This is a genomic window from Streptomyces sp. NPDC002265 (genome assembly GCF_040296125.1).
Taxonomy (GTDB): domain Bacteria; phylum Actinomycetota; class Actinomycetes; order Streptomycetales; family Streptomycetaceae; genus Streptomyces.
On record NZ_JBEOWS010000104.1, the window covers coordinates 1 to 26,073 of the forward strand.

Sequence of the window (26,073 nt, forward strand, 5' to 3'; positions counted from 1 at the left end):
GTCGGTGCGCTCGGCGAGCGCACCGACACGCACGGACGAGCGCTCTCCTGCTGGCCGGCGTCGAATGGTGATGGCCTTCCTGATTGCCTGCCGTCTCTCTTCATGCCGGCTCGGGCCGGGTGGGTTGTGGTGCATGCGCTCTTGCCAGCGGTGCGCTCCCGAGGTGAAATGCGGATAACGCATAGAACATGAGTTGCGAGCGGTAGACTCGACTTTGTGAGTATGAGTCTTGATGAGCGTGTACGGTCCGCTGTGGCCGCGCTCCTGCACGCGGCTGGTGAGTCGCAGGCCGAGCTCGCCGCCGCCCTGGGCGTGAGTCAGGCGCAGGTCAGCCGTCGTCAGTCCGGCACGGCCGCGTGGAGTCTGGCGGACTGCGACGCGGTGGCAGCGCACTACGGCATCGACGCGCTCGACCTGTTGGCAGGGCCCACCCGGGCCGCGGAGTCGCTGCCCGCGGAACGCCGCCGGATCCCCGGCCGCCATGCGACCGGGGCACGCCCCGCAGCCCTGCGGGACGGGGGAGAGCGATGACGGACTTCGGCGCGATCGACGCCCTGCTCGCCTCGGCCAGGCAGGAGGCCGTGCTGCCGTCTGCCGAGGAGCGGCGTGCCCTGCGTGAGGGGCTGAACCTCTCGCGCCCCCAGCTTGCGCAGGCTCTGGGCGTCAGCCCGTCCACGGTCGCCGGCTGGGAGTCCGGACGGGACCCGAGCAGCGAGGCACGGGAGAAGTACGCGTACTTCCTTCAGGGAGCGAAGGCCAAGCTGGCCGCCGAGAGGGCGGATGCGGTCGAGGACGTCGGGGACGAGGAGCCGCAGGACGGGCATGGCGCGGATGCCGAGCAGGCAGCCGGCCAGGACGACGACGTCGACGTGCTCGCCGTCCCCCAGCCGTGTGTGCTGTGCGGGCAGCCCGCCCGCCATCAGGTCGCGGGGTTCCCGCAGCACCTGGACCCCGCCGAGTGCGCGGCGCCCAGCCCTCCGCAGCCGGCCCCGCCCGGAGTTTCCACGCCCGCCGTCTCCGCGCCGAGGGATTCCACGCCGACGGCATCCGCGCCGACGGCTTCCGCGCAGGCCGCCCCCGGGTCGGACCGTCCGGTCGCGGCCCGCGGCGGTCAGGGCGTACGGATCGTCGCGGCCGGGCGCCGGGTACAGCCCGCGGACGCGGAACCGGACCTGATCCGCCGGGCCGTGACCGAGGCCCTGGCCCAGCACGCCGGTGATGTCGAGGCGGCGAGTGCCGCGCTGATCAAGCGGGCGATCCCCGACGCGATGGCCCTGCTGGACCACACCCGCAAGGGCGGCCGCTACGACATCGTCGCCCACCCCTGGCTGCCCGACATCCTGCGCAAGCAGAGCGCCCGGGGCGCCGACCAGATCTGGGAGGCACGCCCCAAGTGGACGCGCCCCGAACTGCCGCCCGGCGAACATGCGGTGACCGCCCTCGATGTCAACGGCGCCTATCTGTCCGCCCTCAAGACCCATCTGCCGATCGGGCAGTTGGAGCACAGCACCGGCAACGAGCACGACCGGCGCCGCGCCGGCCTCCACCTGATCACCCCGCCCGCCTGGGAACACGACGCCTGTCTGCCCAACCCGATCGGCAAAAGGGACGAACCCGGCCCACTGTGGGTGACCGAACCGACCCTGCGCCTGCTGCTGCGCCTTGCGGGCCCCAAGTACGGCCTGTGCGATCCGCCGCAGATCCACGAGTCCTGGACCTCCGGGGCCACGGAGGGGCTGCTGGAGAAATTCCGCGTCGTCCTCAAGGACGCCCGGGACCGCGCGATCGCCGACGACGACGAGGTGACGCTGGAATACGTCAAGGCGATGTACTCGAAGTTCGTCTCCACCCTGGGCGAGTCGAACTACAACCGGGAGCTGTACCGCACCGACTGGATGCACCTCATCCGCTCCCAGGCGTTCGCCAACCTGTGGTGGAAGGCCCACCGCGCCTACGACGAGGGCCTGATGGTCGTCCGCGCCATGGGTACCGACGAACTGCACGTCACCGGCGACTGGCGCGCGGTCTTCGCCGAAGGCCGCGGCGTCACCGAAGTAAAGCTCAAGGACACCTACACCGTCGGCACCGACCACGACCAGGCCACGGAAACCCCTTGAGACGCCTCGCTCAGCGCCGAAAGCCGCCCAGCGGGCTCACCGCCGGGATGGACGATCCGTTTTCACGAGCCAGTAGAGTGATCCACCAACGGAGGACCGGAAGAGACCATGCCTGAGCGGAACATCGAGTTCGGCAAGTACGGCGCGAGCGGCATCAAAGGCCACGAGGCCGTCGCCCGCCGGCTGGACGCGCTCGCCGGCTACATCGTCACCCCCGTCACCGCCCGCCGCGGTCTGCTGGCCCGGCTGCACTACCTCACCCGCACCGACCACGCCCGCGACGCCGCCCGCGCCGCCGGTCTGACCGTCACCGACCGCACCCTGCGCGCCTGGCTGGAAGGCGCCCGCTCGCCCTCCAGGCGGAACCTTGAGCGCATCGAGCAGGCCTACCGCACCGTGCGGCGCGAGAACGTCGCCCGCTACCTGACCGCCCGCCTCAACCGTGAAGGCCGGGGCACCCGCGTGGAGATCCACCCGTTCAACCAGTCGCAGGTCGACCGGCCCCGCCAGCGTGTGGTGGAGTTCCGCACGCTGAACGTCCGCCGGTGGGACCGGATCGTGGCAGCGTGGGCGGCCGGTGACGACCGGGCATTGGACGATGCGTGGATCGACCAGGTCATCGACCTCGGCTCGCAGTGGGGCCAGTACGAATATGTCACCAACATCGGCTTCGCCGCGTGACCTGCCGTACGGCTTTCACCCGGTGTACTCCGAGGCCCCACGGCCCGGCGGACACCGTGGAGACAAGCCCGTTCCGCCTCCTGGAACCCCCGATGAGCGAACAGCCGGCCTCAGCCGCCGACCGGTTTGCCGCTGCCCTGGAGGACATCACCGCCAACGGGCCGCCCGCGGTGGAGGATTGCATCGCCTGGGAAAACCTGCGCGGTGCCCATCTTGCCCGCCTCACCGGCAAACGGCCGGGCGTCGCCTGATACCGCGACCGCACGGCTCCTGCCGATCACCAGCAAGACCGCGCAGGGGGCGTTGTGCCAGCTGGCGAACAGGAGAACGGCGATGACGAGGTAGCCGGGGACGAAGACGTCGGTGACGGCCTTGGCCGCTCTCACCGTTCGGCCGGCCTCAGCGTGTGCAGGTACCGGGCTGTGCTGTTGAACCACTCAAAGTCTCAGTCCCGAGGAGTGAGCCCGCCGGACGGCGAGGGACCCGGGCGGCGTTGTCGCGTGCATCGCGGCGACGGGGCGTGGCGGTCGGGCAAGGCTTCCCGGGCGGCGGTGTGACACGGTCGGTACGGGTGAGGTAGTGCAGACGGGCGAGCAGGCCGCGCCTGACAATGATCGGAAGCACGAGACGCTCTTCGGGTGCGGCACCGATTGGCATAAGCACAGTTGAAGCCCTGTTCCATGGCGCCGGGGCCAACAGGGCTTCAACGTGCTTCAGTGGCTCGGGTCATGATGGTTCAGTAGTCGGGCCAGTGGATAAATCATCCATTCCCCCTGTGTTGGTCGTCGGGTTAGGCGTGACTGAACTATCGGCAGTAATTAGGGGGTAAGTCCAGTGCTGCGACCCGAACGGGAAAGGCGGAGGGCCTTAGGTGCAGGGATTATTATTTCTCCCCTGCTGCCAGGGCCACATGTTTGACCTCGGACTTGCGCGAGGGTCCGCCGACGGCGGTGGACCACTCGCTTTCCGGAGCTGACGATGGGCAGGTCGGCGGCCCGCCCACACACACCCGCCCCGTTCCACCGGGCGGCCCGCCCGGGACGTGCCGGCGTTGGAGTTCCCGGAGGGGAAGGACCTGCTGCAACTGGTGTGGTGCGCGCTCATGCATGAGCAGGATCCCGGGCCGGTGACGCCGCACTGTACTGGCGCAACGAGGCGGAGGTCGCGGCAGGAGGGCTGCTGTCCGAGATGCCCAGCATGAGCGAGGGGGGGGGAGTGCTATTACGGCGTAATAGCCCAGCGGCTTCCGTTCGAGGTGTGCTGAGGTCGGACGATCTTCATCCCGGCTCAGCCCGGACCGGCCTGGGCGGCGCTGGTGAACTCCTGCCGCTCGGCGCTGCAGTCGTCCAGCGCCCTGCGGTGAGCGGTCTTCAGGGGCCATCCCGCGGAAGGCGAGTCGTCCTGGCGAAGCGTGCGGTCGAGCGCCGTGTATGTCGTGGCGGGACGGGCGGCGGCCGATGACCAGGCCGGACCGGGCGAAGTATGCCCCCGCACGCAGCGCACGGGGGGACGCGGCGTCCAGGGAGACTGCTGCTCAACGTACCTGGCCAACTGGCGTCTTATCGCATATATCGGGGAATTGGACTGCGGGTCGAGGCAGGGCGTCCCGGTCTGGGCGCAGAGCGGGACGCCGCGGAGACGAGGATGCCGGATCAGCCGGCCGCCGCCGTGCGCAGTGGGTGCGGTTCCTGGCTGGGTCCGTCGGGCAGCGGGACGTGTTCGGCTCACAGGATCCGTAGGCGCATGGGTTTCCACGCGTGAGCCCACCGACCAGCTCATCCGCATCGTCGGTGGCCTTGACCGATATCGTCCCCGCTCTGAAGTGCCGGTGGCGGCTGCGTTGACAGTCCGAACGCGGCGCGGCCCCTACGGCCTGGAGCGCCTGCCCGCCCACGGTCGACGTGGCACTGAGGGCCTGCGTGACGCTCCCCGGCGTACGTAGCAGACGAACTCGGCATGCCGTGGAATGTGCTGACCCTCGACGGCACCGGCTTCGTGCTCGCTGCGGAACAGGACTCGCGCGGCACGGAGAAGTCCGACGCGGAGCACACCACGATGCAATTCGTCCAAATATCTCGAAACTGGCGCTGTATCAGTTAATGCCCGCCAAGGGCGTCGATTGGAATCGCGGATGTTACATCCCGGCAACGAGGCCTTCTTAGTGTGCCGTTCACCGTAGTTGACCAACGAATTCTACGGACCCCGATCGGTAAGACGCAGTGCCTTTCCATGATGCCTCAAAGGTGATTCAGATTCAGATAATCCCCGGCTCCGGAGATAATGTACGGAGCTTTGATTCACGAAGATCGGCCGTGGCCTCACTCGCTGTCGCGACCGCTGTCGTTGCCACTCTGGTGGTCGCCTCAGGAACTCAAGGCGCCCACCCCTCCCAACTGGCCGCCACCGCAACGTCCTTGGCCGACGCGAAGCATCGTGCGCCGACGACCGTGACGCTGATCACCGGCGACAAGGTGACGGTCACCCCAGGACCAGCCGGAGCGTCGCCGACGGTGGACGTGGAACGCGCGCCGGGCGCCACAGGCTCGATACGCGTCACCACTGAGGGCCGCGACACCTACGTGTACCCCGACGAGGCGATGCCGTACATCGCCGACGGTCGGCTCGACAAGCAACTGTTCGACGTCACCGAGCTGATCTCCCAGGGCTACGACGACGAGCATGCGCGTGCGCTGCCCCTGATCGTCACGCACAAGAAGAGCGCGGCCACGCTCCGGCCCGCCGTCGTGAACGGCTCGTCCACCCCGCATCCCAACGCCGCACTGCCCGGCTCCGAGACCGTACTGAGCCTTCCCGTGATCCACGGTGAGGCGGTTCGCACCCGGCGGTCGAAGTCCGCCTCCTTCTGGTCGGCCCTCACCGGCGGCCGGTCGGCGGCTCGGAACGACGACACGTCCCGTGCCGCGTCGGCGCTCCCCTTCACCGCCGGCGTGGACAAGGTGTGGCTCGACGGCAAGTCGAAGGGCACCCTCGCCGACAGCACGGCCCAGATCGGCGCTCCCGCTGCCTGGGCAAGCGGGGGTACGGGCGCCGGAGTCCGAGTCGCCATCCTTGACACCGGAGTGGACACCACCCATCCGGATCTCAAGGACCGCATCGTGCAGTCCAAGAGCTTCGTCCCCGGAGAGGACATCCTCGACCGGTTCGGGCACGGGACACACACCGCCTCCGCCATCGCGGGTACGGGCGCCGCCTCGGGCGGGAAGGAGAAGGGAGTCGCTCCCGGGGCCGACCTGCTGGTGGGGAAGGTCCTCAGCAACCAGAACTCCGGCCAGGACTCCTGGATCATCAGCGGCATGGAGTGGGCGGCCCGGACCGAGCACGCCAAGGTGATCAGCATGAGCCTCGGCAGTTCGGTCCGGAACAGCCAGGACAATCCGCTGAGCCAGGCCGTCAACCAGCTCACCGCCGAGACGGGCGCGCTCTTCGTCATCGCCGCGGGCAACGACGGGACACAGGGCCCCTACACCCTCGGCGCGCCGGGGACCGCGCAAGCCGCGCTCACCGTCGGGGCGGTGGACGGCTCCGACCACCTCGCCTCGTTCTCCAGCGTCGGTCCGCGGGCGGGCGACGACGGTCTCAAGCCGGACGTCACCGCTCCCGGTGTCGACGTACTGGCGGCGCGCTCGCAGTACATGAGCGACGGGGAAGGCTACTACCGCGTGGACAGCGGCACCTCCATGGCGACGCCCCACGTGGCGGGTGCGGCCGTCCTGCTGGCCCAGAGACACCCGGACTGGACCGCTCAGCAGCTGAAGGACGCTCTGATGAGCACCAGCAATCCGACCCCGGACTACACCCCCTACCAGGCGGGCGCCGGCCGGGTGAACGTGGCCAGTGCCTACTACGCGAAGGTGTTCGCGACCGGATCGGTCGACGCGGGGCTCGTCACGTGGTCGCCCAAGACGCAACGGCAGCCGATACGGCGGCAGATCACGTACACCAACACCACGGACACCCCGGTCGTCCTGCACCTGTCCGTCGACCCGGGCGGCTCGCCCGCGAAGGCATTCACCCTCAGCACCGACCACCTCACCGTACCCGCGAACGGAACCGCGCAGGCCGACTTGGTGGCGGACCCGGGGGAGCTCGCCGCGGGCCTGTACTCCGCACAGGTCACGGCCGGTTTCGACGGAGGCCGGATACACACGGCCGCGGGGTTCTCCGTCGAGTCGGAGAAATACGCGCTCACGATCCACCTCAAGGATCGCGCCGGCCGGCCCATGACGGGGTACGTCGACATCAGGAGTTCCGACGGGAGCGACGTGTTCGTGGACATCCCCTCGGACGGAACGGCCACCCGCCGGCTGGCTCCCGGCTCCTACATGCTCTACTCCTTCGCCGACGTGGAAGGTCTGCACGGCCCCCACTCCCTGGGCTACGCGGTGCTGACCGCGCCCGAAGTCGAACTGGCGGCAGACCGGACCGTGGAACTCGATGCCTCGAGGGCACGCCAGGTGAAGGTTGCGACACCCAAGCCGACCAGCGTCGTGAGCAGCCGGATCGACCTCTACCGCAACTGGACGTCGACCGAGCCCACACCCGACTGGGGGGCCCTGTTCGACGTCGAGTTCCCCTCCGCCCAATACGACAGCCTGTGGGCCGTGCCGACCAAGGGCAAGGTGAGGAAGGGCAGTTTCGTCTTCAGCACCAGGATTCGCGCGGAGCAGACGCCGCTGGCGATCACCTACGGCGGCCGGCGCCTTGACGACGTACTCGCGCAGCCCGGTTCCAAGGCGCTGCCGGACGGCACCACCCACCTGGGGACCGTCTTCGCCGGTACCGGCTCAGCCGCCGAGTACGCCCGCGTCTCCGCCCGCGGCAAGGCCGTGGTGGTGCGCAGCAGCGACACCGTGGCTCCCACGGATCAGACAGCGGCGGCGAAGGCGGCCGGCGCGGCCGTGCTCCTGGTGGTCAACGAGGGCCTCGGCCGGAAGAGTGACTGGTACGGCGACCCCGACACGGTGACCACCGGGTCGCTTCCGGTCGCTTCGCTGGCCCTGGACGAGGGCGAGACACTGATCAAGAAGCTCGCCGCGGCGAGCCACGACGGGATACGGCTGGCGGTCGAGGCCCACCCCTCGGCCAACTACCTGTACGACCTGGCCGACTATCACATCGGCGGAATACCCGATGATCCCTCGGCGAACACGGACCCTCGCAAGCTCGCCCGGATCGACCTCGCCTTCGCTCCGCCCGCGGGCACGCAGGCCATCGAGAAGCGGGTGGACTTCCCTCCGTACGAATGGCCGGGAACCGCGGCGCCCGCGCTGTCCGCCGAGCCGGTCACTCCCGGCTGGCGCACCGACTGGGTCTCCACCGGAAACGGCCTCAAATGGCAGCAGTACGGGGCCCTCGTGGGGATCAGCAACGCGTCCACCGACCCGGTGCCCTATCAGCCGGGAACGGTCCACAAGGACCGCTGGTTCGGACCCATCACGAGGCCACGCCTGCTCGACAGGAACATTCTCTACCGCGGTTCGGTGGGCTTCAGCGGCTATGTCGAGGCGTTCGGCGATGCCGGAGCCGCGCACAGCGGCGGTGTGGCCGGCGCGTCCCAGACGGTCTCGCTCTATCAGGGAGACGAACTGCTGTCCCGGTTCGAGGGCGGCCCGCAGATCGGCACCGGCGAGCTGGACCCGCGGCAACTGCCGTACCGGATGGTCGTGGAGACGAAGGGCAACACCGATGTCAGCCCGTACTCCGAGACGACCCGCACGGAGTGGAACTTCGCCTCTGGGGCCGCCACCGACATACAGGCCGTTCCGCTGGTCCAGCTGGACTACGGCACGGACTTGGACGCCGACGGCCGGGCCGGACGCAGGACGGACCTGTCCATCACACCCGGCGTACTGGGCAGTTCCTCCGCCAAGGACGCGGTCTCGTCACTGGGACTCGAGGTCTCCTATGACGATGGGCGAACCTGGACGCGTCAGAGCCTGAAGGGCGGCACGGGCTCCTGGCTGGCGAAGCTGAGTGCGCCGCACCGGTCCAGGTACGTGTCCATCCGCGTCACCGTCAAGCAGCGCAACGGCGGCGGCGTCACCCAGACGGTCATACGGGCCTTCGGTCTCAAGTGACCCTTGTGCCGGGGGGCTGGTGTCGCGCTCGCGAGCACGACACCAGCCCCCGTCCCTTCTCGCTTCGGATGCGGGCGCGTTGCCTGCGGTCGACGGCCAGGACGCGGTGGCCGGCGGTGGCGTTGCGCCGGCGCCGGTAGGCGTGCAGGGCCCGAGCCTCATGCGTGCACACTCGTTGGTGGCGGGAATCGTCCGCCGGTCACCGCGCCGGCGGGAGAGGACCTGTGCATATGTGTTGCCTTCGAGGCACCATGCAGACCTGTCCCTCCCGCCGAAGGCGGGCTGCGAACTGGCCGGCGGGAGTTGTGCTTCGAGCGCCGAGATGAGCTACCAGCGGGCCGCCCGGTCGGCACCCTGGAAACGCGGCTGCGCAAGCACCCGGGCATTGAGGTCGTATGCCGGGACGGCTCAGCGACCTACTCCGAGGCCATCCGCCGCGCTCTGCCTGACGCTGTGCAGGTCGGTGATCGCTTGCATCTGTGGAAGAACCAATGCGAAGCCGCCCTGAGCGAGGTGAAGGCACACAGCACCTGCTGGGCCACCGTACTGGACGCGCCGATCTACGACGGGCCCCGCGCCCGGACCACCCTCGAACACTGGCACCAGGTTCATCACCGGCTTGACCAGGGCGTGGGCCTGCTCGATGCGCCCGCGGCCTGCAGCTGGCCCTGAACACCGTCAAACGCTACGCCCGCGCCGACCGGACCGAGCGCATGCTCCGCGTCCCCAAATACCGTGCCAGCCTGGTCGATCCCTACCAAGAGCACCTGCGCAAACGCCGGACCGAGGACCCCGGCGTCCCCGTCAAGTACCTCTTCGAAGAGATCAAGGCCCTCGGCTTCACGGGCTGCCTGAACCTCCTGCACAAGTGCATCAACCAGGGCCGTGCGGACGCCGACCGCAGCGACATCTCCCCGCGCTGGCTCGCCCGGATGTTGCTGACCAGGCCCGACAACCTCAAGGCCGAGCAACACGAACTCCTGGCCAAACTCACTGCAGCCTGCCCCGAGATGACCCAACTGGCTATCAGCATCTGGGGCTTCGCCCCGCTCCTTGTGCCTCACGCCGACAATGCCGACGCGCTCACGAACTGGACGGCCGAGGTCCGAGTAGCCGACCTGCCCCATCTACATGCTTTCACCCGGGGTCTGGACCGGGACATCGACGCCGTGATCGCCGGGCTCACGCTTCCGTACAGCAACGGCCCCACCGAGGGCGTCATCACCAAGACCAAGCGGATCGCGCGCCAGATGTACGGACGCGCAGGCTTTCCCCTCCTCCGCCACCGCATCCTCCTCGGATAGCAGCACCCTCTGTCACCACCGAAAGTGAGACAGGGCCCAATCAACGGCTGATCTTGGTTGTTGGGGGGTCAGTTGCTGGTGGTGGGGGTGAGGCGTCCTTCGAAGGCGATCTGGAAGGCGTTCAGGGGTGCCTTCCAGCGCATCGTCCAGCGGCGGCGACCCTTGCCGGTCGGATCCAGCGACATGAGCGCCATGTAGACGCACTTCAACGTGGCGTTCTCCGACGAGAAGTGGCCGCGAGCCCTCACGGCCCTGCAGATGCGTGCGTTCACGCTCTCAATCGCGTTCGTGCTCCAGAGGCTCGGTTTCGTGTCGGCGCTCGGCGAGCCAGGCCCCGACGGACCGGTCCAGGGCGTCCGCACCGACCCTGGCGAGCAACCGCCGGATCGTGGACTCCGCAGGCCAAGAATAATGCGCGAGCAACGGGTCGACGGCGATGCCGAGTCGTTCGAGCACGGCGGGAGGTGCATCGGCCGCCCACTCGCCGACGGTCAGCAGTGACCTGGCCCCGGCCAGAACGGCGCACGCGGTCAGCGCCAGGAGCGTGCCGATGACGTGCCGCACGCCGCGGGGACCTCGGCCAGGGGTTCCAACAGACCGGGTATCTCACCGCCGGCGGCTTCGAGATGCGGGCTGAGCTGGTCAAATCCGGACGGGATCAGAGAGGATGCAGCGGCAGGCACGGGCTTCCCAACGTCACAGAGCGTAGAGAACTCCATGATCACGGACGCCCGTGCCTGCTTCGTACCGGACCCCACCCAATGTGACGAGCCGTCAAGAATCAGACGTCATCCGACTATGCCGAAGCCCTGGCTCACTCATACGAGCTCGTAACACGATCTTGTTGAAGTCCCCTGGTCCGGCGTGACCGATGTGACGATTCGGCCGTTCGGGACGGTGTGAGCACTCGGCCGTGGATCGTGGACGACGACTTGTGGGCGCTGATCGAGCCGCTGCTGCCGCCCTGGCCGGAGAAGGCACCGGGCCCGCGGCCGGTGGCGGACCGGCTGTGTCTGCAGGGCATTCTGTACGTGCTCTACAACGACATAGCCTGGCAACTCCTGCCCCTGGAGCTGGGGTTCGGTTCCGGACAGACCTGCTGGCGACGCCTCGATCGCTGGCAGCAGGCCGGTGTCTTCGACCAGTTGCACCGCATCCTGCTCGCCGAACTCAACGCGGCCGGCGAACTCGACTGGACACGCGCGTGCGTGGACGGCTCCCACATCCGCGCGAAAAAGGGGGCCCCGACACGGGGCCGTCGCCGGTCGACCGGCGGAAGACGGGCAGCAAACACCACCTGATCTGCGACGGACGCGGCACTCCGCTCAAAGTCATCACCACTGCGGCCAATGTCAACGACGTCACCCAGACCATTGCCCTCGTCGACGGTATTCCGCCCGTGGCCGGACGGCCGGGCCGTCCGCGGCGCCGCCCCGACTCACTTCTCGGTGACAAGGGCTATGACTCCAACCCCAACCGCCGAGAACTGTGCAAGCGGCGGATCCTGCCGGTCATCTCCCGCAAGGGCGCCCCGAACATCAAGGGCCTGGGCAAGCTCCGCTACGTCGTCGAGCAGACCTTCGCCCTGCTCCACCAGTTCAAGCGCCTTGCCGTCCGCTGGGAACGCCGAACCGAACTTCACGACGCCTTTGTCTCGTTGGCTTCCAGCCTCATCTGCTGGAGACGCCTCAAGAAAGCGCACGCGTGATCCTTTTACGCGCTCATGGACTTCTATGACCGGAAGGCTGCGACCTGGTCCGGCACCGAGAACTCTGACGCACAGTCCGGACACGTCGTGCAGCCAAACAGACGTGTCAGGTGCTCTGCGGCCGCTGACTGCCCGGCCCTGACGGCCACACCGTGCAGCCGAGACGCCAGCGGCGGCAGGTCCGCGGGGGCCGCCGACCGGACCCCGGTGAGTATGGGTCCCTCACGGCCGACAACCCGAAAGCGCGCGTTCGGGTCCCGACGGCGAGTGCCTGGAGGCTTGCAGGAGAGGTCGATCTCCAAGCGCAATGCGCAGGAGGGGCACACCACGGGGTAATCATCGCGACGCAGGCTGCGCCTCCATACGGGCACCCCCTCAAAGGCCAGAAGGTGCTCCATCCAGTACAGAAAGTCGTCTACATCGCCCTCGAAGGGCCTTGCCATCACGACCTTCTGGGTCAGCTGGTGCAGCTCGTTGATCGCAGCCGGGTAGCACGCCTGGACGTAACCGGGCTCGTGAAGCTGTTGCTCCTCGACGACGATACGGCCGGCCAACCCAAGACTCGGCCAGCGACCGCCCGGTTTGCGACCGGTAGCAATGTCCGTCAGAACGGGCAGGGCGGCAAAGCTGGCCGTATACACCGAACCCTGGTGGTACAGAGAAGCCCACAGCTCCTCCCACGCCTCGTCAGCCAGCTCGGGATCACCGATCTCGTCAAAGAGCCGTGGCAGGTCGGATGCGGGTCCATAGGCGTGCTTCAGGCCGGACCAGTCCAGTGTCATGACCCCAATCATCCCAGCAGCATCCGACCGGCACCCCGTACCTCAGAAACGCCACCAACAAGATCGTGTTACGAGCTCATACGTTCCTGGACGAATTTTAGCCTACGTTGATCATGCGATTGCAGTTCCACCACCAATCTCCGTCCCAGCTATTGGTGCACGCACTGAAGGACGCTATCTTCTTACTCGTGTTCCAAGAACGGGCCGTTTTGCCGTCCGTTTGGAACCAATCCCAACTGCCGTCCACGTACTGAACCTGAGCAGCGCCTCCAGCGGTGTAACCCCACGACGAACCGTAGACCCAGACCCAGCTGGCGGCCCCGTTGCCAGGCGTGGTGTCTACCTGAACTTCCGTCCCTTCGTTGAAGTCCGAGGCTTGCGCAGCAAAAGCGGGCTGCATGGCCACTGCACCAGCCAAGGCAACAGCAGCTGCAACAACAGAGAGACGCTTGGAGAGTCGTGCGTACCGCAAAATCTACCTCCAGCACCACAGTGGGTGCCAAATTCGCTACCCATATAGAGAAGGATGAACCAACCTATTAATTACCCCGTAACTCTGCAGACATCCCGCTAAGCTTGTCAATCCGAGAGTGATTTCACGAGAATATAGGGCACAATAAATGCCCTCGCCTCGGCCGGGGTCCTTCAAGGGCCATGAGGCTGTCTCCTGGCAGGTCGACCCGGTCATGGGGTACGTCGCCACGCCGATCAGGGCCCGGCGCGGCCTGCTCGCCCGCTTGCACTACCTCACCCGCTCCGACCGCGCCCGCGCCGCCGCACGGGAAGCCGGCTTGACCGCCACGCCCCGCACCATCCGCGCATGGCTCGCTGGCACCCGCTCACCGTCCCACGCGAACCTCGCCGCGATCGAGCAGGCCTACCGCGCGGTCCGGCGCGAGAACGTGGCCCGCTACCTGCTCGCCCGCCTCAGCCGTGACGGGCGCGGTACCTGGGTGGAGTTCCACCCGCTCAACCAGTCCAAGGTCACTCGGCCTCAGCTTGACAGTCGGGGATCTTGGTCCTGCCGAGGTCAAGTTCCCAGGGTGCGCCAGGACTTCGGCCAGGGCATCTCGCGCTGGTCGAGGTAGTACTGGCAAGGCCGTCGGTCGGCGAGGCATGGGTGCCTCTTCGGTGGGTGGAAGCCTGCTGAGGCGCGCAATGTTGACGGCGATGGCCGTCAGGATGTGCTGGATGTGAGCCTTTCCCTGTCCTCGGTAGCGGCAGCGTCGCATGCCGTGTCCGTGGGTGAACTCGTTGACCGTTCCCCTCCGGAGCGGACCGCGTAGCGGGCCTTCCACTCGGGGTCTGTTGCTCGGTGCGGACGCGGAGTTGAAGGTCGCGGAGCTCTCGCGGGGGAAAGCCCATAGTGCGGGCGCTGTCGACGGTGGTGGTGCACTGGGTGCGTGCCGGGCAGGGGCTGCACTGGCTCATGGTGAACCTGGCCACGATCAGCGGGGCAGCGGTGGGCGAGGAGGTCGGGTAGGGACCGTGCCAGCCCGCGCTGACCTGGCCCTGGGGACAGGTGACCTGCCGATGGTCGTAGTCGATGTGGAAGTCGTCCCGGGCGAACCCCTCGTTTTGACGTTGTTGGTGGGTGGGGTTGCTCCGGAGCGGCCCGGAGACGTTGCCGTCAATCGCCGCTGCCGTCCCCACCCTGGAGCGGCAACGCTGAAATAGCTCACTGGCACAATTACGGGGAGTGATCGGAACGCACCAGGGGCGCACGAAGGGCGTACCGGCCCTCGACACTCGGATTCACCCGCACTACGGCATGCTCTCCATCGTCAGGGGCGAATACGACCTCGTAACCCACGGTGCTTCCCGACAACGCACAATCTGTGCCTTATCAGGCACGCCGCCCCAGTGAAGGGCTTTGAGCTGCAGTCCGCTTGACGCGTGCGCACATCATTGAATTGGCAAGGCCAAACCCGAGAGGCATGTCCAGGAAGGCGGCTCAGCGACGATACGCGGCCACCAGGGGGAGTTCATGCCGCTGCTGGGACGGATACTCCGCCTTGCCTCGTCGGTTCCAGCACAGCCTGAGGGCGGACCTTGAGATGTCACATGCGCGTGGGACGGAGGAGCCCGGCGGGGGCCTGTTGTTTGATCTGACAGGGCAGCGGTGGCTTCCGGTCCGGCTGTCGACAGGAGAAGAACTACTGTCCCTGTGCGCTCCAGTCGCGCGCGCGCATCATGCCAGGCGTCTCTCGGGCGATTTGCCGACACAGGACTTCGCGCTGATACGGCTGCTCCTGGCCATCCACCAGTACGCCTTCGACGGGCCGCCGGGGACGCAAGCGTGGAATGAACTGCGGTACGAACGCGCCTCGTTCGCTGACGTCGAGGAGCACTTGACTGAGTACCACGGACGGTTCGGCTCGCTGGACCCGCAGAGGCCCTTATTCCAAAATGCCGGGCTACGCGCTACGCCGGGCGAGGTGTCCTCGCTCAACCGGATCACCGCAGACGTGCCTAACGTGACGCCTTCTGCACTCCGCGTCCACCTGGGGTGGCGCGGCTCTCATACGCCGAAGCCGCCTGGTGGGTTGTCCACGCCCAGGCCTACGACACTTCGGGGATCAAGGCCCGGCCCCCGACACCGATACCCCAGACCTCGTCCCCGTACAGGCCGCTTCCGCCTCGGACGCGGTGGGCGCGCAGTTGTGGCCGACAACCTCCCCGAGGGAACCGGTGACGCTTCCAGCCGGCACATGGAACCCGCCTCTGCCCGCCTGGCCGGCTACGCCGCCGAAATCGAGCGCGCCTACGGCGACGACAACTGTCAGACCTGGGTCCTACGCATCGGACTGCCACCGTCAGTCTCGCCAACCTGGGCTCCGAAGCGCCCGGCTTGGCGCGACTGGTCGAGTCCGGCGGAGCCGCAGTCGCAAACTCCTGGAGCAGCGTGGACGAGTGTCGTGACATTCCTGTTGGCCGGCCCCTTGCAGTCGTGGGGGCCACGCCCGATTCGCCCGCCGCGGCACCGGCGATGCCATGTCGCTCTCCGAACGCTCTACCTCGCCGACGCCGCACCAGTCGTCGCGGTCGAAGGGCCCGCCACACTGATCGACCCTCTCGACAGGGCCCCGCACACACCAACATGCGCCCCAACGTCGACTCGGCGCTGACCGACGAACGCCGGCGTGCCGCCGACTGGCACCAAGAACGCCACCGGAACCAGGGGGGACGTCCCATTGCGAGACCGGGTTGTCCCCAGTAGGGAGGAATCCTAGTGAACAATCGAGAAATCGCGCAGATCTGCTTTCGATTCCCGTCGGGCCTGAGTGGCGTTCTCTCCGGCGGGCAGAAGCTTCACGTTGGCGACCTTGTCGACTTCGTGAAACACGCTCACGACGCGCTTGAAATAATAAAGGACTCCGTGATCAAACCGCCTCGGGAGGTCACGCCGGAACAAGCTCTACAGACGCTGATGCGAATTCCATCACATCGCATAACCGAGGCCGCGGGGACGCTAGGGGGAGTGGAAAGGCTGATACTTGCCAAGGTATCTCACTCAATTCCGGACAGCGGCGGAACCGAGCGGTCGGTCGGCAACTGGAGACGGAGCAAATCCGATTTGTCAGCAGGCTCGCTCGAAAAAGCCCTGGGATCCGAGCCGGGGGATCGTCTGAATCAGAAGGCGTCCCCGCAGGCCGTGCTGGAGGAGGAAGCAGCCGCGGCGATCGAACAGGCTGTGAAGGATGTCGGCGTCGATGTGGAGGCTTTCACTGCCGACCCGAAAATGATCAACTGCGTGTCGCTGTTGCTAGCCCTTGTGAGAATTTGGTTCCCCGCGCCGGCGCTGGATGAGCGCGGTCGGCATCATGCGGCCGGTCATGCGATTCGGTCAGCAGTCGCTCTGGACGACCAGGTGGTGGGAGCCGCCAGCGCGGAGCGACGTCTTGTTCGTGGTCCGGGTTGGGGCAAGGTGACGTCCTGGGCCTCACTCGCCACGGCTTTGGAGAAGGCCGGTGTCGGAGCTACCGCACTGATCCTCGTCGCAAAGCGGTCGGAAGTCGGACACGCTTTCGCGGTGCGATATTCCGACCACGGCTTCTATCGAATAGATCTGCAGGCGCGGAAGGATCAAAGGGTCACTCCCGAGACATTCAATTTGGCGGATGTTTACGCTCGGGCTGTTGTCCTGGACCGGAACGGCCAGGCTATGCAAGAAACGTGGCAAGACTGGCTGCACACCCCGCATACGGACCGTGAGGCCTTGGTCGAACCTCCGCTTCGCCCAGGAGAATTCGGGGCCATTGGAATTGAAGTGGAAGATCTACATCCCCTGAGTGGCAATGAATCCGATGGGCTGGACGGCTACAACCTGGTTCTGGCGCGGCACAACAGCAGTCGGCTTGAACTGGTCGTTGACCATGCGCCGTTCTATCAGCTCAAAAACAACCGGATATACAATACGCGGGAAGAGGCGGAAGCGGCGATCGCTGCAGTAAAAGGAAAAGAAATCCCGGTGCAGAGGAAATTGCCCATCCCTGAGTTCAGGACCGCACCACTCAGGGTCCTGAAGGAGGAATCCGGACGTATTTCCCGGGAAGAGGGCATACGTGCATACCTGAAAGCCCGCAAAGCCCTGCGGCGGACGGACAAGGAAGACCGCGCGATCCCCCTGCGTGAACTCCTTCCCGCAGAAGAGTGGACCGTCTTTACGGACGATACGGTGCTGGTCTATCCGTCTCCGGCGGGAAGCCATCACGGCGCCTACACCCAGTTTACCGTCGGTGTACCCCTTGGCGGAGTGATCCATCTGCTGAGGGAGATGCGAGCTCAACTCGGCCAGCCTATACTCGAAATAGCGGTAGCCAGGAGCCAGCATTTCGCCGAAGAGGTCACGGCGCACTTCGCATCCCAACAGCTGAAGCGAACCGTGAATCTCACACAGCTTCCCTACCTGTCCGGAGTCCCCGGCGTCGACGAGCTGTACGGTTATACGTGGCTGATGTTCAGCCACGTCTCCGCCAATCCTCTTTGGAAGCGTTTCTTTTCGCCGCGAGCCGCGGCGATGGGCAGCGGCCCGGCGCCCACACTCCTAAAGAACATGCTCCCGGCAGCATTGCGAAATCCCTTCCACGTAGTGCGCAGTTCAACGAGCCCAGAGGTCCGCGGTTTCCTGCGCAAAAATGAAACGTTCATCGTAACGACGTTTGAGCGGATTCTGCACCAAATGATAGCCGAGTACCGGAGACAATACCCGGGACCGGATGACGCGCAGAATCTGTTGAATGAATCCCTGGCGAATTCTCGCAGCCTGACGAACAAAGACTATCTGATCTCCACGATCCGTGGGGAGACGCCGCAAGGAAAGAAAGTCGGTACGGCTGAAGCTGTCGGTATGACTGAATACGAAAAACTGGATGACAACCGTGGACGCACGCTACCGCTGGTCCTGCTCGAACTCAGACACCTTGCGAATTCCCTAAACATGGATGACGACACGATAAAAGGCAAGGTGGAGGAGCTCGCCCGCGCCATGGAGTACGCGTACCGTATGGGCACGCGCTTCCAAAGTGATTCACCCAGTATCCAGCCCGCCGTGGTACACGCCATCCTCGACCATCCTCTGGTACAGGTCTTGGCCGAACTGGTCCCGCTGCTGGGGTATGGGAGAACACCCAATAGCGGGATGCAGCCACTCAGCCATGTCGAGAGTCAGAGTCTCGCGAACGCTGTCACATTCCACGTTCTAGGCCGATCCGCTCTTCCTGACTGGATACCGCAGCGACTCGAGTCCGTCCGCACCACGTTGAGTCGAGCGCTTGTAGACCGACGTTTGTTGCCGCAAGACCAGGTTACCCTGGAATACTTGAAAAAGGCTAGCCGTCTCCTCCGAAAGCCCAGCCCAATTTCCGGACCAGCGGCTCCTGCTCCTACCGCCGCTCATCCCAGTCTTTCCACCGGCATCGACTTGCCGCGCCCTCACCGCTCCACCGCGCGCCGCGAGACAGCGCACAATTCCGATCCGAGATACACCTACATTGGCAGTGTCAATACGGACGATTCCTCAATCTCTGGACTTCTGGCCATTCTGCGGGATGCCCAGGGCCGAAACGCATCCGCTGAGCATCTCGGCACACTGTGGGCAGGCCTCGAAAGCTACCTGCACGTGATGTCCGAGAGTCAGCACCAAGAGTACAAACGCCTCAAGGAGCAGAAGGCGGAGAAACCCGTAGCGGCGCCACCAGAATCCGCCGACAGCCGCGAGTCCGAGACGAGCACGCACTCCCAAGGTGAATTCGGTGATCCGTCACGCGTTGCGCTGGCCCTGACCACCACTGCCCAAGCCGGTGGTACCGCGACAGAAGATCCCGTTACTCAGGGGCAGAACCACAGCGACACTCGGGCCCCCGAGTTCCGGCTCGACGAACAGAAAGAGCAGGGAATATACGCACCTCGGCAGCCCGCACCGGCGCCCCACAGCTCATCAGAAACCAAACCGCAGGCGTTTCTGAACGCCCCGCGCCCCGTCCATATCGCGAACCTCGTCGAGGATCCCACCAGTCGGCTAGCCGGCTCTGAGACCGAGGAGCCGCCAACCCGGGGGAACCTGGCCCTCACGACAGTCGAAGTGCCTACGACTGCCTCATCCTCGCTCACAGACCAGCATCCCGTTCTTGGGGCATTGAGTGAACCGGCGAACCGTACAGCTGCCATCCAAGCGCAGTCCTCGGCATTGCCTGCCGCTTCACGCGATCCAGGTCCGCTCCCCACCGCGCCGGACGCCGTACCGGGGGAGCAGTTCACCGAAGCCGACAAACAGGGATCGACGTGGGTGAATCGGGATACGCCCACGAGAGCGGCTTTGACGAAGGACGCCGCTGCGGCGATCACGCAGGCCACCAGGGACGCCGGCGTTGATAACGATACCTTCGCCGCTGACCCGAAAGTGATCAACTGCGTTTCGCTTCTGCTGGCTCTGGTCAAGATATGGTTCCCCGCGCCGCCGTTGCACGAGCGCGACCGAGATCGCCCGGCAGGTCACACGATTCGGTCAGCAGTCACTTTGCACGACCTTGAGGTCGGAATTACCGGTGCGGAGCAGAGTCTCGTTCGTGGACCGGGTTGGGGGAGGGTGACATCGTGGGACTCGCTTGCTACGGATTTGAAAAAGGCCGGCATCGGAGCTACCGCCCTGATCCTCGTCGCAAAACGCTCGGGAGTCGGTCACGCCTTCGCAGTGCGCTACACCGACGATGGTATATACCGGATCGACCTGCAGGCGCGCAAGGACCGAAGGGTCAGCATTGAGAAGTTCGATTTTGTGGATGTTTATGCACGGGCCATCGTCATACACCGAATCGGTACGGTTGCGAAAGAGACGCAACGGCAATGGCCGCCTGCCCCGCACACGTATCGCGAAGCCCTCCTCGAACCCCCGCTGACCCATAGAGAGTTCGGCGCCATCGGCATAGAGGTCGAATATCTTCACCCCCTCGGCGACCTCAACGGCAAGAAATTTGCCGACCTGCCGTATGACACACTTCTGGCGCGGAACAAGCACAACCAACTAGAACTGGTTGTCGATCACGATATGTTCTACCAACTCGGTGATGGCCGGCTATTCATGAGCAAGCGGGATGCGCTAGGTGCGGCGGCCGGCCGGGAGACACCAAAAGCGAAGTCTTTGCCAATCGTTGAGTTGGTGTCTGCGCCGATTAAAGCCCTTTTGACAGAACCGGGACGCATTTCCTCGTCACGGGGCATAGATGGGATCCTGCGAGCCCGCGAGTTGCTGAGCCGGACAGACCGAGAGGGACACGCGATCCCCCTGCGCGAACTGTTGCCCGCGGAGGACTGGACCGTCTTTGCGGACGGTAAGTTGTTGGTCAACCCCTCTCCGGCGGGGCCCGGACATCCCGCCTACACCCAGTTCACTGTCGGTGTTCCCATCGGCGGAGCGAGTCGTCTGTTGGCGCAGGTAGAAGCCCGGCTCAGCGGATCAATGTCTCTCGACAAGGCAGTGGCGGGGAGCCGGCATTTCGCTGACGATGTCACGAAACGCTTTGCGTCCCAGGTGCTGAAGCGGCACGTGGAGACTGGAGAGCTCCCTTACCTGTCCGAGGTCGCTGGTATCGACGAACTGTACGGATACGCGTGGCTGATGTTCAGCCACGTTTCCGCGACTCCGCTCCGGGAGCGATTTTTCCGGCAAAGGCTGATAAAAAATATGCTCCCTGCAGCGTTGCGTAATCCATTCCATGTGGTACGCGAGTCGCTGAGGCAAGAGGTCCGCGGCTTTCTGGAAAATCATGACAATGAGCGTTTCATCGTAAATAAATTCGAGGAGATTCTGCGCCAGAGGATAGCCGCTTACCGAACGGAATATCCTGGAGCGGACGATGCGCGAAATATATTGGATCAGGTCCTGCCGGATAGCGATTTGACGCATAGGGATTTTCTGATCGCCACGATTCGAGGGAGGACGCCGCGTGGCAGGAAGGTGTATCCGGATGAAACAGTCGGCATGCGGAACTTCGGGCGACTGGATACAAATGGGGGGCACGCGCGGCCGATGGTACTGCTTGAGATCAGAAACTATACGAATCGGCCAGAAATGGACGACAAAGCGCTACAGGCCAACTTCGACGATCTCGCCGACGCCGCGAGGCATGCGTACCAGGTAGCCGAACGTTTCCAGGATGGTCGGCCCGGGCTCACACCCGCCGTGGCATGCACCATCCTGGATCACCCCCTGGTGCAGACCTTGGTAAAGCTGGTACCGCTGATGGCGCGCCTGACAACACAGCGGCAGGAAACACCGCAGCTGATTTCCCGCCCCGAGCGTCAGGACCTTGCGGACGCCGTCATACGCCACGTGCTGGGTCAATCTCGCCTGCCTGATTGGATACCGCAGCGGCTCGAAACCGTCCGCTCCTCGGTGCGTACGGCACTGACCGGACAGTGGTCGCCGCGGGACCGGCAGTACATGAAGGACACCTTGTACTACGTGGAAAAGGCCCAGGGTCTTCTCCAGTACGCCTCCGTTTCGAGATCCCGCTACGTCGGCATCGCCAACACGGACGATTCCTCCGTCTCCGGGCTGCTCGCCCTGTTGCGGGACGCTCTGGACCGAGGTACACCCGGTGAACGTCTCGAGCGTCTCGGCAAGCTGAGCCAAAGCCTCGACACCTATGAGCCCGTCATGTCCGAGAGCCAGCGTCAGGAATACGCACGCCTCAAAGAACAGGTAGCGACAGAATCAGTCCCGATGCGAGGCGCTGGCGTCGAGTCGGAGGTTGTGGGAAAGGTGAAGGAGGATGCGGCGGCATCATCCAGGAACCACGCCGATACTGTCCGCACCGATGCGCACCTCAAGGAAGTTGAAAACGAAAGCCTTCATCGTGACGAACGTGACCAGGACGAGACTGATCGGGCACATACCCACGGGGACGCATCCGTGGCGATCATGCCCCCTGGCAACCCGCTCGGATTTGAATCCGCCGCGGTCGCGCAACCGGAGAAGAAGCCGGAGCGGACGCCGTTGAGCTGGAATCCAGAGCGCAACCAGCACGTTCTCGATCCCAGCGCCGTGCGTACCGACAAGTCGGGTTTCATGAAGCAGGTCGAAGAGGCCGAGGGCCTGATCAAGAGTAGATTCCCGGGGGAGCTGCGTGGCGAGGAAATTCGGATCGGAATCGCATCGGCAGATCAAGTTCATGCCGATGACGACACAATTAACGCGGGGAAGTTCCTCGAAATGGTCGTCAAGCGGCTCCGCCGCACCATCATCCTCGACCTCAACGGCCAGACCGTGAACATTTGTGCACCACTCGAGCCGTAGGTCACGGTCTCAGGGCAGGGTTCGTCTTTTGCTGGTTCACCCCACAATCCGGGAAAGCGGTGAGGGCCAAGCTTTTTCGTCCAAACCTGTGACACGGAAGGTTCACCGAGTGGTCGGCGTGGACGAGTACGCCCAGCGCAAGGGCCAGGGTCCGTTGCATGATCGCTTTCTGTCCGAATTCATCCGGTGACGCCGAGGGCGGTCAGAGGTCGGTGCCAGTTGCGGGCTGCGTGGCGTAGGGCGGCTGCGATGTTGGCGTGGCCGTCCTGGCGGTGGACACCGATGGCGAGGTTGCGCAGACCGGCCATGACGCGGGGGAGGCGGCCGACGTGGATCTTGGAGTCGTCCTCGCGGAAGGTGCGGTCACGGACGTGGTGCAGAAGATTCTCGATCTTCCAGTGTCCTCTGATCCAGGCAGCGAGCTGGGCGCCGGTCGCTGCGCCGGGCGGCAGGCTGGTGATCAGGTAGACGCGCTCGATGGTGAGCTTGCCGCTGGTGAAGTCCTTCCTCCAGTGCACGACTCGAGCGGCAGCGACACCGATACCGTACGGATATAGTCGCCGGTCATGGAGCTGCGCACGCTGCGCTATTTCGTGGCCGTCGCCGAGGAACGCCACTTCGGCCGGGCCGCCGCGCGGCTGCACATGAGCCAGCCGCCGCTGAGCCGAGCGATCAAGCGGCTGGAGAGGAGCCCGGCACCAGGACACCAAAGCCCGCGGTAACTTCACGGACCGGGGCGGTGGTGCGGGCGTCGTGAGGCAGAGCAAGGCGGGGCCGGAGGGACAGTGACTGCGACTGCGCCCCTCCGGTCCCTGTCGTCTTTACTCCCCTGTCCCTGTGCCGGTTATATGTTGGGGCTTGCCGAGCTGATGTCGCCGAGCGCGGATTTCCGGTCGATTTCCATCGCCAGGTCGCCGATCGAGATCACGCCGACCGGCGCGTCTCCTTCGACGACCGGGAGACGGCGAATGGCGTGCTGCCGCATCAATGCGACGGCGCGCTCGAGATCGTCGTCGGGGGTGACGGTGATCGGCTCCTCGGTGCACAGATCCGCCACGGTCATCTGCGGCGGATCCGAGCCTTCAGCGAGCCCGCGAACCACCAGGTCCCGGTCGCTCACCAGCCCCAGCAGGTGATCCTCCCGCGTGACCAGGACGACGCCGATGTCCTCGTCACGCATCAGCCGCGCCACGTCCGTCACCAGCGCACCGGTCTCCACGGACACCGGCGTAGCGGTCATGATGTCGCGCACGCACTGCACCATGGCGTGCCCCCTTTCCACAGGTGTCGCGATGCCAGCCACCGCTGTCGCCGCCGAGTACCCGTGCACCGCTCTGTGCACGCCACCAGCCTTCCCAGCGGCATGTCGCAGAGCCGCCGACACGGCCGAGCCGAGAGAAGCGGGAGGCAATGAAGCAGGGGCACGCCCTGGATGCCTCCGCCGGATCGCGCTGGCTGCGGACACCGCGCAAAGTCGGCAGCACCCTCAGCGACCGGGCTGCACGCCGTTACGACCAACGCTGGGCGGGTCCGCCCACCAGCGCCTGATCGACGAGCACACCATCAGCGACACCTCGCAGGAGTCCGGCGCGCACCACGACGCGCTGCTCGCAACTCCGCCGGGCGGCGGCGCCACAAAAGCGGTCTGCGGCCGTCCGCACAGCCGCAGCGGGTCCGGTGCGCGCTGCGACCGGGAAGTCCGGCCGGACACGCTGCGGCCGGCCGGACTCCCCGTCGGAGTGCGAGCAAGAGTCCCTGGCCTTTGGCCGAGCGGCCAGCTCGGCTCTGGGTGAAGCCGTCGGCCCGAGACACCCGTCACGCCTTCCCTGCACTATCCGCCCTTCGAAGCCTCGACCACACACGACACCCCGTACCACCCGCATCCCGGCGCTCGCGGACACACCCTGAGGCAGGGTTGTGGCGGCCGGCGGACGGCGCCCCCACGCGCAGCCCTGGCGCTGCCCGGCGCCGTAATCAGAACCCTGCCAAGACAATTCGACCTCGCCGGCGCTGAGCAGTTCCCTGAGCCGGAGCCGGAGCCGGAGCCGGAGCCGGAGCCGGAGCCGGAGCCGGAGCCGGTGCAGGGCAGCGGGCCGGGACCGGGGACCGCATGACCGGCCGCGGCACCCAGCTGTCACCGGGCGGGATGATATGACGCATTTAGCGCATAGGTGATGGCGGGCCGGATACCCGTGGGGAATGGCACCGCCGCTGAAACCGCACAGACGCCCCCACGAGCATGCCCCGGCCGCCGACGGGACGGACGAGCGTATGGGGCGGCAGGCCCCAGCCAAACCGTCGGACCTGCCCAGGCGCTCCTGGGTAGCAGTGCTGAAGGGCACCTTGAAGGAGTTCAAGAGGGATGAGCTGGCCGATCGGGCCGCGGCGCTGACGTACTACTCGATCCTGGCGCTGTTTCCCGCGTTGCTGGCACTGGTGTCGCTGCTGGGGGTCGTCGGGCAGTCCGCCACGCGGGCGGTCCTGGACAACATCCAAAAGCTCGCCCCGGGCGCGGCTCAGGACATTCTGCGGGGCGCGGTGCAGCAGATGCAGGGCCGGGGAGGGCTCGGCTCGCTCATGGCCGTCGTGGGTCTGGTGCTCGCGGTGTGGTCGGCGTCCGGCTACGTTGCCGCGTTCATCCGCAGCGCCAACGCGGTCTACGACGTCCCCGAGGGCCGGCCGGTGTGGAAGGTGCTGCCGGTGCGGGTCGGCGTCACCGTCGTACTGATGGTGATGGCGGTCATCAGCGCGTTGATCGTGGTGTTCACCGGGAGTATCGCCCGGCAGGCGGGCACGGCGCTCGGGGCCGGTGACACGGGGCTGACCGTGTGGTCGTACGCGAAGTGGCCGGTGCTGGTGCTCCTGGTCACCGTGATGATCGCGGTGTTGTACTGGGCCACCCCGAACGCGCGCGTCCGCGGTTTCCGCTGGATCACGCCGGGCAGCTTCCTGGCGCTGCTGATCTGGATGGCCGCTTCCGCCGGGTTCGCGCTGTATGTGGCGAACTTCGGCTCCTACAACAAGACCTACGGCACCCTGGCAGGCGTGATCATCTTCCTGGTGTGGCTGTGGATCACCAACCTGGCGATCCTGCTGGGCCTGGAGTTCGACGCGGAACTGGCACGTCAACGCGCCGTCGCCGGGGGCCATCCGGCCAACGAGGAGCCGTACGTCGAGCCGCGCGACACCCGGACGTGGGATGAGGAGGACCAGCGCCGCCTCGGGACCTGACCGGAGAATCGGCGCAGCTGTGGGCAGCTGGTGCGACAGGGACCGCCGACTGGCCAGGCGGTGATCGCGTGGGGCCGCCGTGGTTGCGGCGCGGCGGACTCGCATGGAAAGAGGCGGCCGAGCACACCAAGCTGTGGCGTGGTGGGCGGCGGCCGCAGTGCTGGCCGCGCTCGGCGTCCCGGCGGTCGGCGGGCCGCTGCCGCCGGGGTTGCCGCGATGGCGGCGGCCGAGGCGCTTTCCGACGGAATCGCCAAGCAGCTTAGTGCGTTGTGGCAAACCGGATCTTGTTCGGGCGGCAGCGGTGATGGTCTGGACGGAGGTTCGGGTGCGGTCGCGGGCATGAGAGAACGGGCCCC

Annotated in this window: 14 protein-coding genes and 4 pseudogenes; 12 read left to right on the forward strand and 6 right to left on the reverse strand. The window is 66.1% G+C overall.

From position 1 onward, the window contains the following. Positions 1–216: 216 nt before the first annotated feature. From ABT085_RS19725 to ABT085_RS19750, 6 genes and pseudogenes are all read left to right on the forward strand, one after another. Positions 217–531: a helix-turn-helix domain-containing protein gene (locus ABT085_RS19725; RefSeq protein WP_502982758.1), complete on the forward strand. Its 315-nt coding sequence runs from the start codon at positions 217–219 to the stop codon at positions 529–531. Continuing rightward, positions 528–2,117, forward strand: coding sequence for a helix-turn-helix domain-containing protein (locus tag ABT085_RS19730; protein ID WP_351609130.1), 1,590 nt, complete (start codon positions 528–530; stop codon positions 2,115–2,117). The genes ABT085_RS19725 and ABT085_RS19730 overlap by 4 nt, the downstream gene beginning before the upstream one ends. A 108-nt stretch (positions 2,118–2,225) precedes the next feature. Continuing rightward, positions 2,226–2,798 (forward strand): transcriptional regulator, encoded by a 573-nt coding sequence (locus ABT085_RS19735; RefSeq protein WP_351609133.1) that lies wholly within the window; start codon positions 2,226–2,228, stop codon positions 2,796–2,798. Between the two features lie 92 nt (positions 2,799–2,890). Further along, positions 2,891–3,049: a hypothetical protein gene (locus ABT085_RS19740; protein ID WP_351609166.1), complete on the forward strand. Its 159-nt coding sequence runs from the start codon at positions 2,891–2,893 to the stop codon at positions 3,047–3,049. Positions 3,050–5,212: 2,163 nt separating this feature from the next. After that, positions 5,213–8,896 carry a S8 family serine peptidase gene (locus ABT085_RS19745; protein WP_351609136.1) on the forward strand — a complete coding sequence of 1,228 codons (3,684 nt, stop codon included), beginning with the start codon at positions 5,213–5,215 and terminating at the stop codon, positions 8,894–8,896. Positions 8,897–9,208: 312 nt separating this feature from the next. Then, positions 9,209–10,200, forward strand: a pseudogene (locus ABT085_RS19750) (transposase); the annotation flags it as partial. A 68-nt stretch (positions 10,201–10,268) separates the two neighbouring features. Here the strand turns inward: ABT085_RS19750 and ABT085_RS19755 are convergent. Then, a pseudogene (locus ABT085_RS19755) lies at positions 10,269–10,493 on the reverse strand (transposase); the annotation flags it as partial. Continuing rightward, entirely contained in the window at positions 10,477–10,764 is a 288-nt protein-coding gene (locus ABT085_RS19760; RefSeq protein ID WP_351609138.1) for a transposase family protein, read from the reverse strand. The gene ABT085_RS19760 and the pseudogene ABT085_RS19755, both read right to left, overlap by 17 nt. Before the next feature lie 335 nt (positions 10,765–11,099). On the opposite strand from ABT085_RS19760, the gene ABT085_RS19765 reads away from it, so the two are divergent. Then, positions 11,100–11,908 (forward strand): IS5 family transposase gene (locus ABT085_RS19765; protein WP_351609141.1). Its coding sequence is split into 2 segments (ribosomal slippage): positions 11,100–11,417 and positions 11,420–11,908, totalling 807 coding nucleotides; the frame shifts between segments, so codons are not numbered across the junction. A gap of 23 nt (positions 11,909–11,931) precedes the next feature. Here ABT085_RS19765 and ABT085_RS19770 read toward each other — a convergent pair. Then, a complete protein-coding gene (locus ABT085_RS19770; protein WP_351609144.1) occupies positions 11,932–12,690 on the reverse strand; it encodes a hypothetical protein in 759 nt (252 codons plus the stop codon). Positions 12,691–13,310: 620 nt separating this feature from the next. On the opposite strand from ABT085_RS19770, the gene ABT085_RS19775 reads away from it, so the two are divergent. Next, on the forward strand, positions 13,311–13,778 hold the full coding sequence (locus tag ABT085_RS19775) for a hypothetical protein (RefSeq protein WP_351609146.1): 468 nt from the start codon (positions 13,311–13,313) through the stop codon (positions 13,776–13,778). A gap of 256 nt (positions 13,779–14,034) precedes the next feature. Here the strand turns inward: ABT085_RS19775 and ABT085_RS19780 are convergent. Next, a pseudogene (locus tag ABT085_RS19780) lies at positions 14,035–14,439 on the reverse strand (hypothetical protein); the annotation flags it as partial. A gap of 308 nt (positions 14,440–14,747) precedes the next feature. Between ABT085_RS19780 and ABT085_RS19785 the strand changes: the two are divergent. Next, positions 14,748–15,818 (forward strand): type I-E CRISPR-associated protein Cse1/CasA, encoded by a 1,071-nt coding sequence (locus ABT085_RS19785; protein ID WP_351609149.1) that lies wholly within the window; start codon positions 14,748–14,750, stop codon positions 15,816–15,818. A 104-nt stretch (positions 15,819–15,922) separates the two neighbouring features. Beyond that, positions 15,923–22,486 carry a toxin glutamine deamidase domain-containing protein gene (locus tag ABT085_RS19790; RefSeq protein ID WP_351609157.1) on the forward strand — a complete coding sequence of 2,188 codons (6,564 nt, stop codon included), beginning with the start codon at positions 15,923–15,925 and terminating at the stop codon, positions 22,484–22,486. Between the two features lie 179 nt (positions 22,487–22,665). Here the strand turns inward: ABT085_RS19790 and ABT085_RS19795 are convergent, their stop codons facing one another. After that, positions 22,666–23,004, reverse strand: coding sequence for a hypothetical protein (locus ABT085_RS19795; RefSeq protein ID WP_502982759.1), 339 nt, complete (start codon positions 23,002–23,004; stop codon positions 22,666–22,668). Between the two features lie 48 nt (positions 23,005–23,052). On the opposite strand from ABT085_RS19795, the pseudogene ABT085_RS19800 reads away from it, so the two are divergent. Further along, positions 23,053–23,175 (forward strand): annotated as a pseudogene (locus ABT085_RS19800) (LysR family transcriptional regulator); the annotation flags it as partial. A 155-nt stretch (positions 23,176–23,330) separates the two neighbouring features. Here the strand turns inward: ABT085_RS19800 and ABT085_RS19805 are convergent. Continuing rightward, positions 23,331–23,750: a CBS domain-containing protein gene (locus ABT085_RS19805; protein ID WP_351609160.1), complete on the reverse strand. Its 420-nt coding sequence runs from the start codon at positions 23,748–23,750 to the stop codon at positions 23,331–23,333. Positions 23,751–24,685: 935 nt separating this feature from the next. Here ABT085_RS19805 and ABT085_RS19810 point away from each other — a divergent pair. Then, positions 24,686–25,717 (forward strand): YihY/virulence factor BrkB family protein, encoded by a 1,032-nt coding sequence (locus ABT085_RS19810; protein WP_351609163.1) that lies wholly within the window; start codon positions 24,686–24,688, stop codon positions 25,715–25,717. Positions 25,718–26,073: the final 356 nt, after the last annotated feature.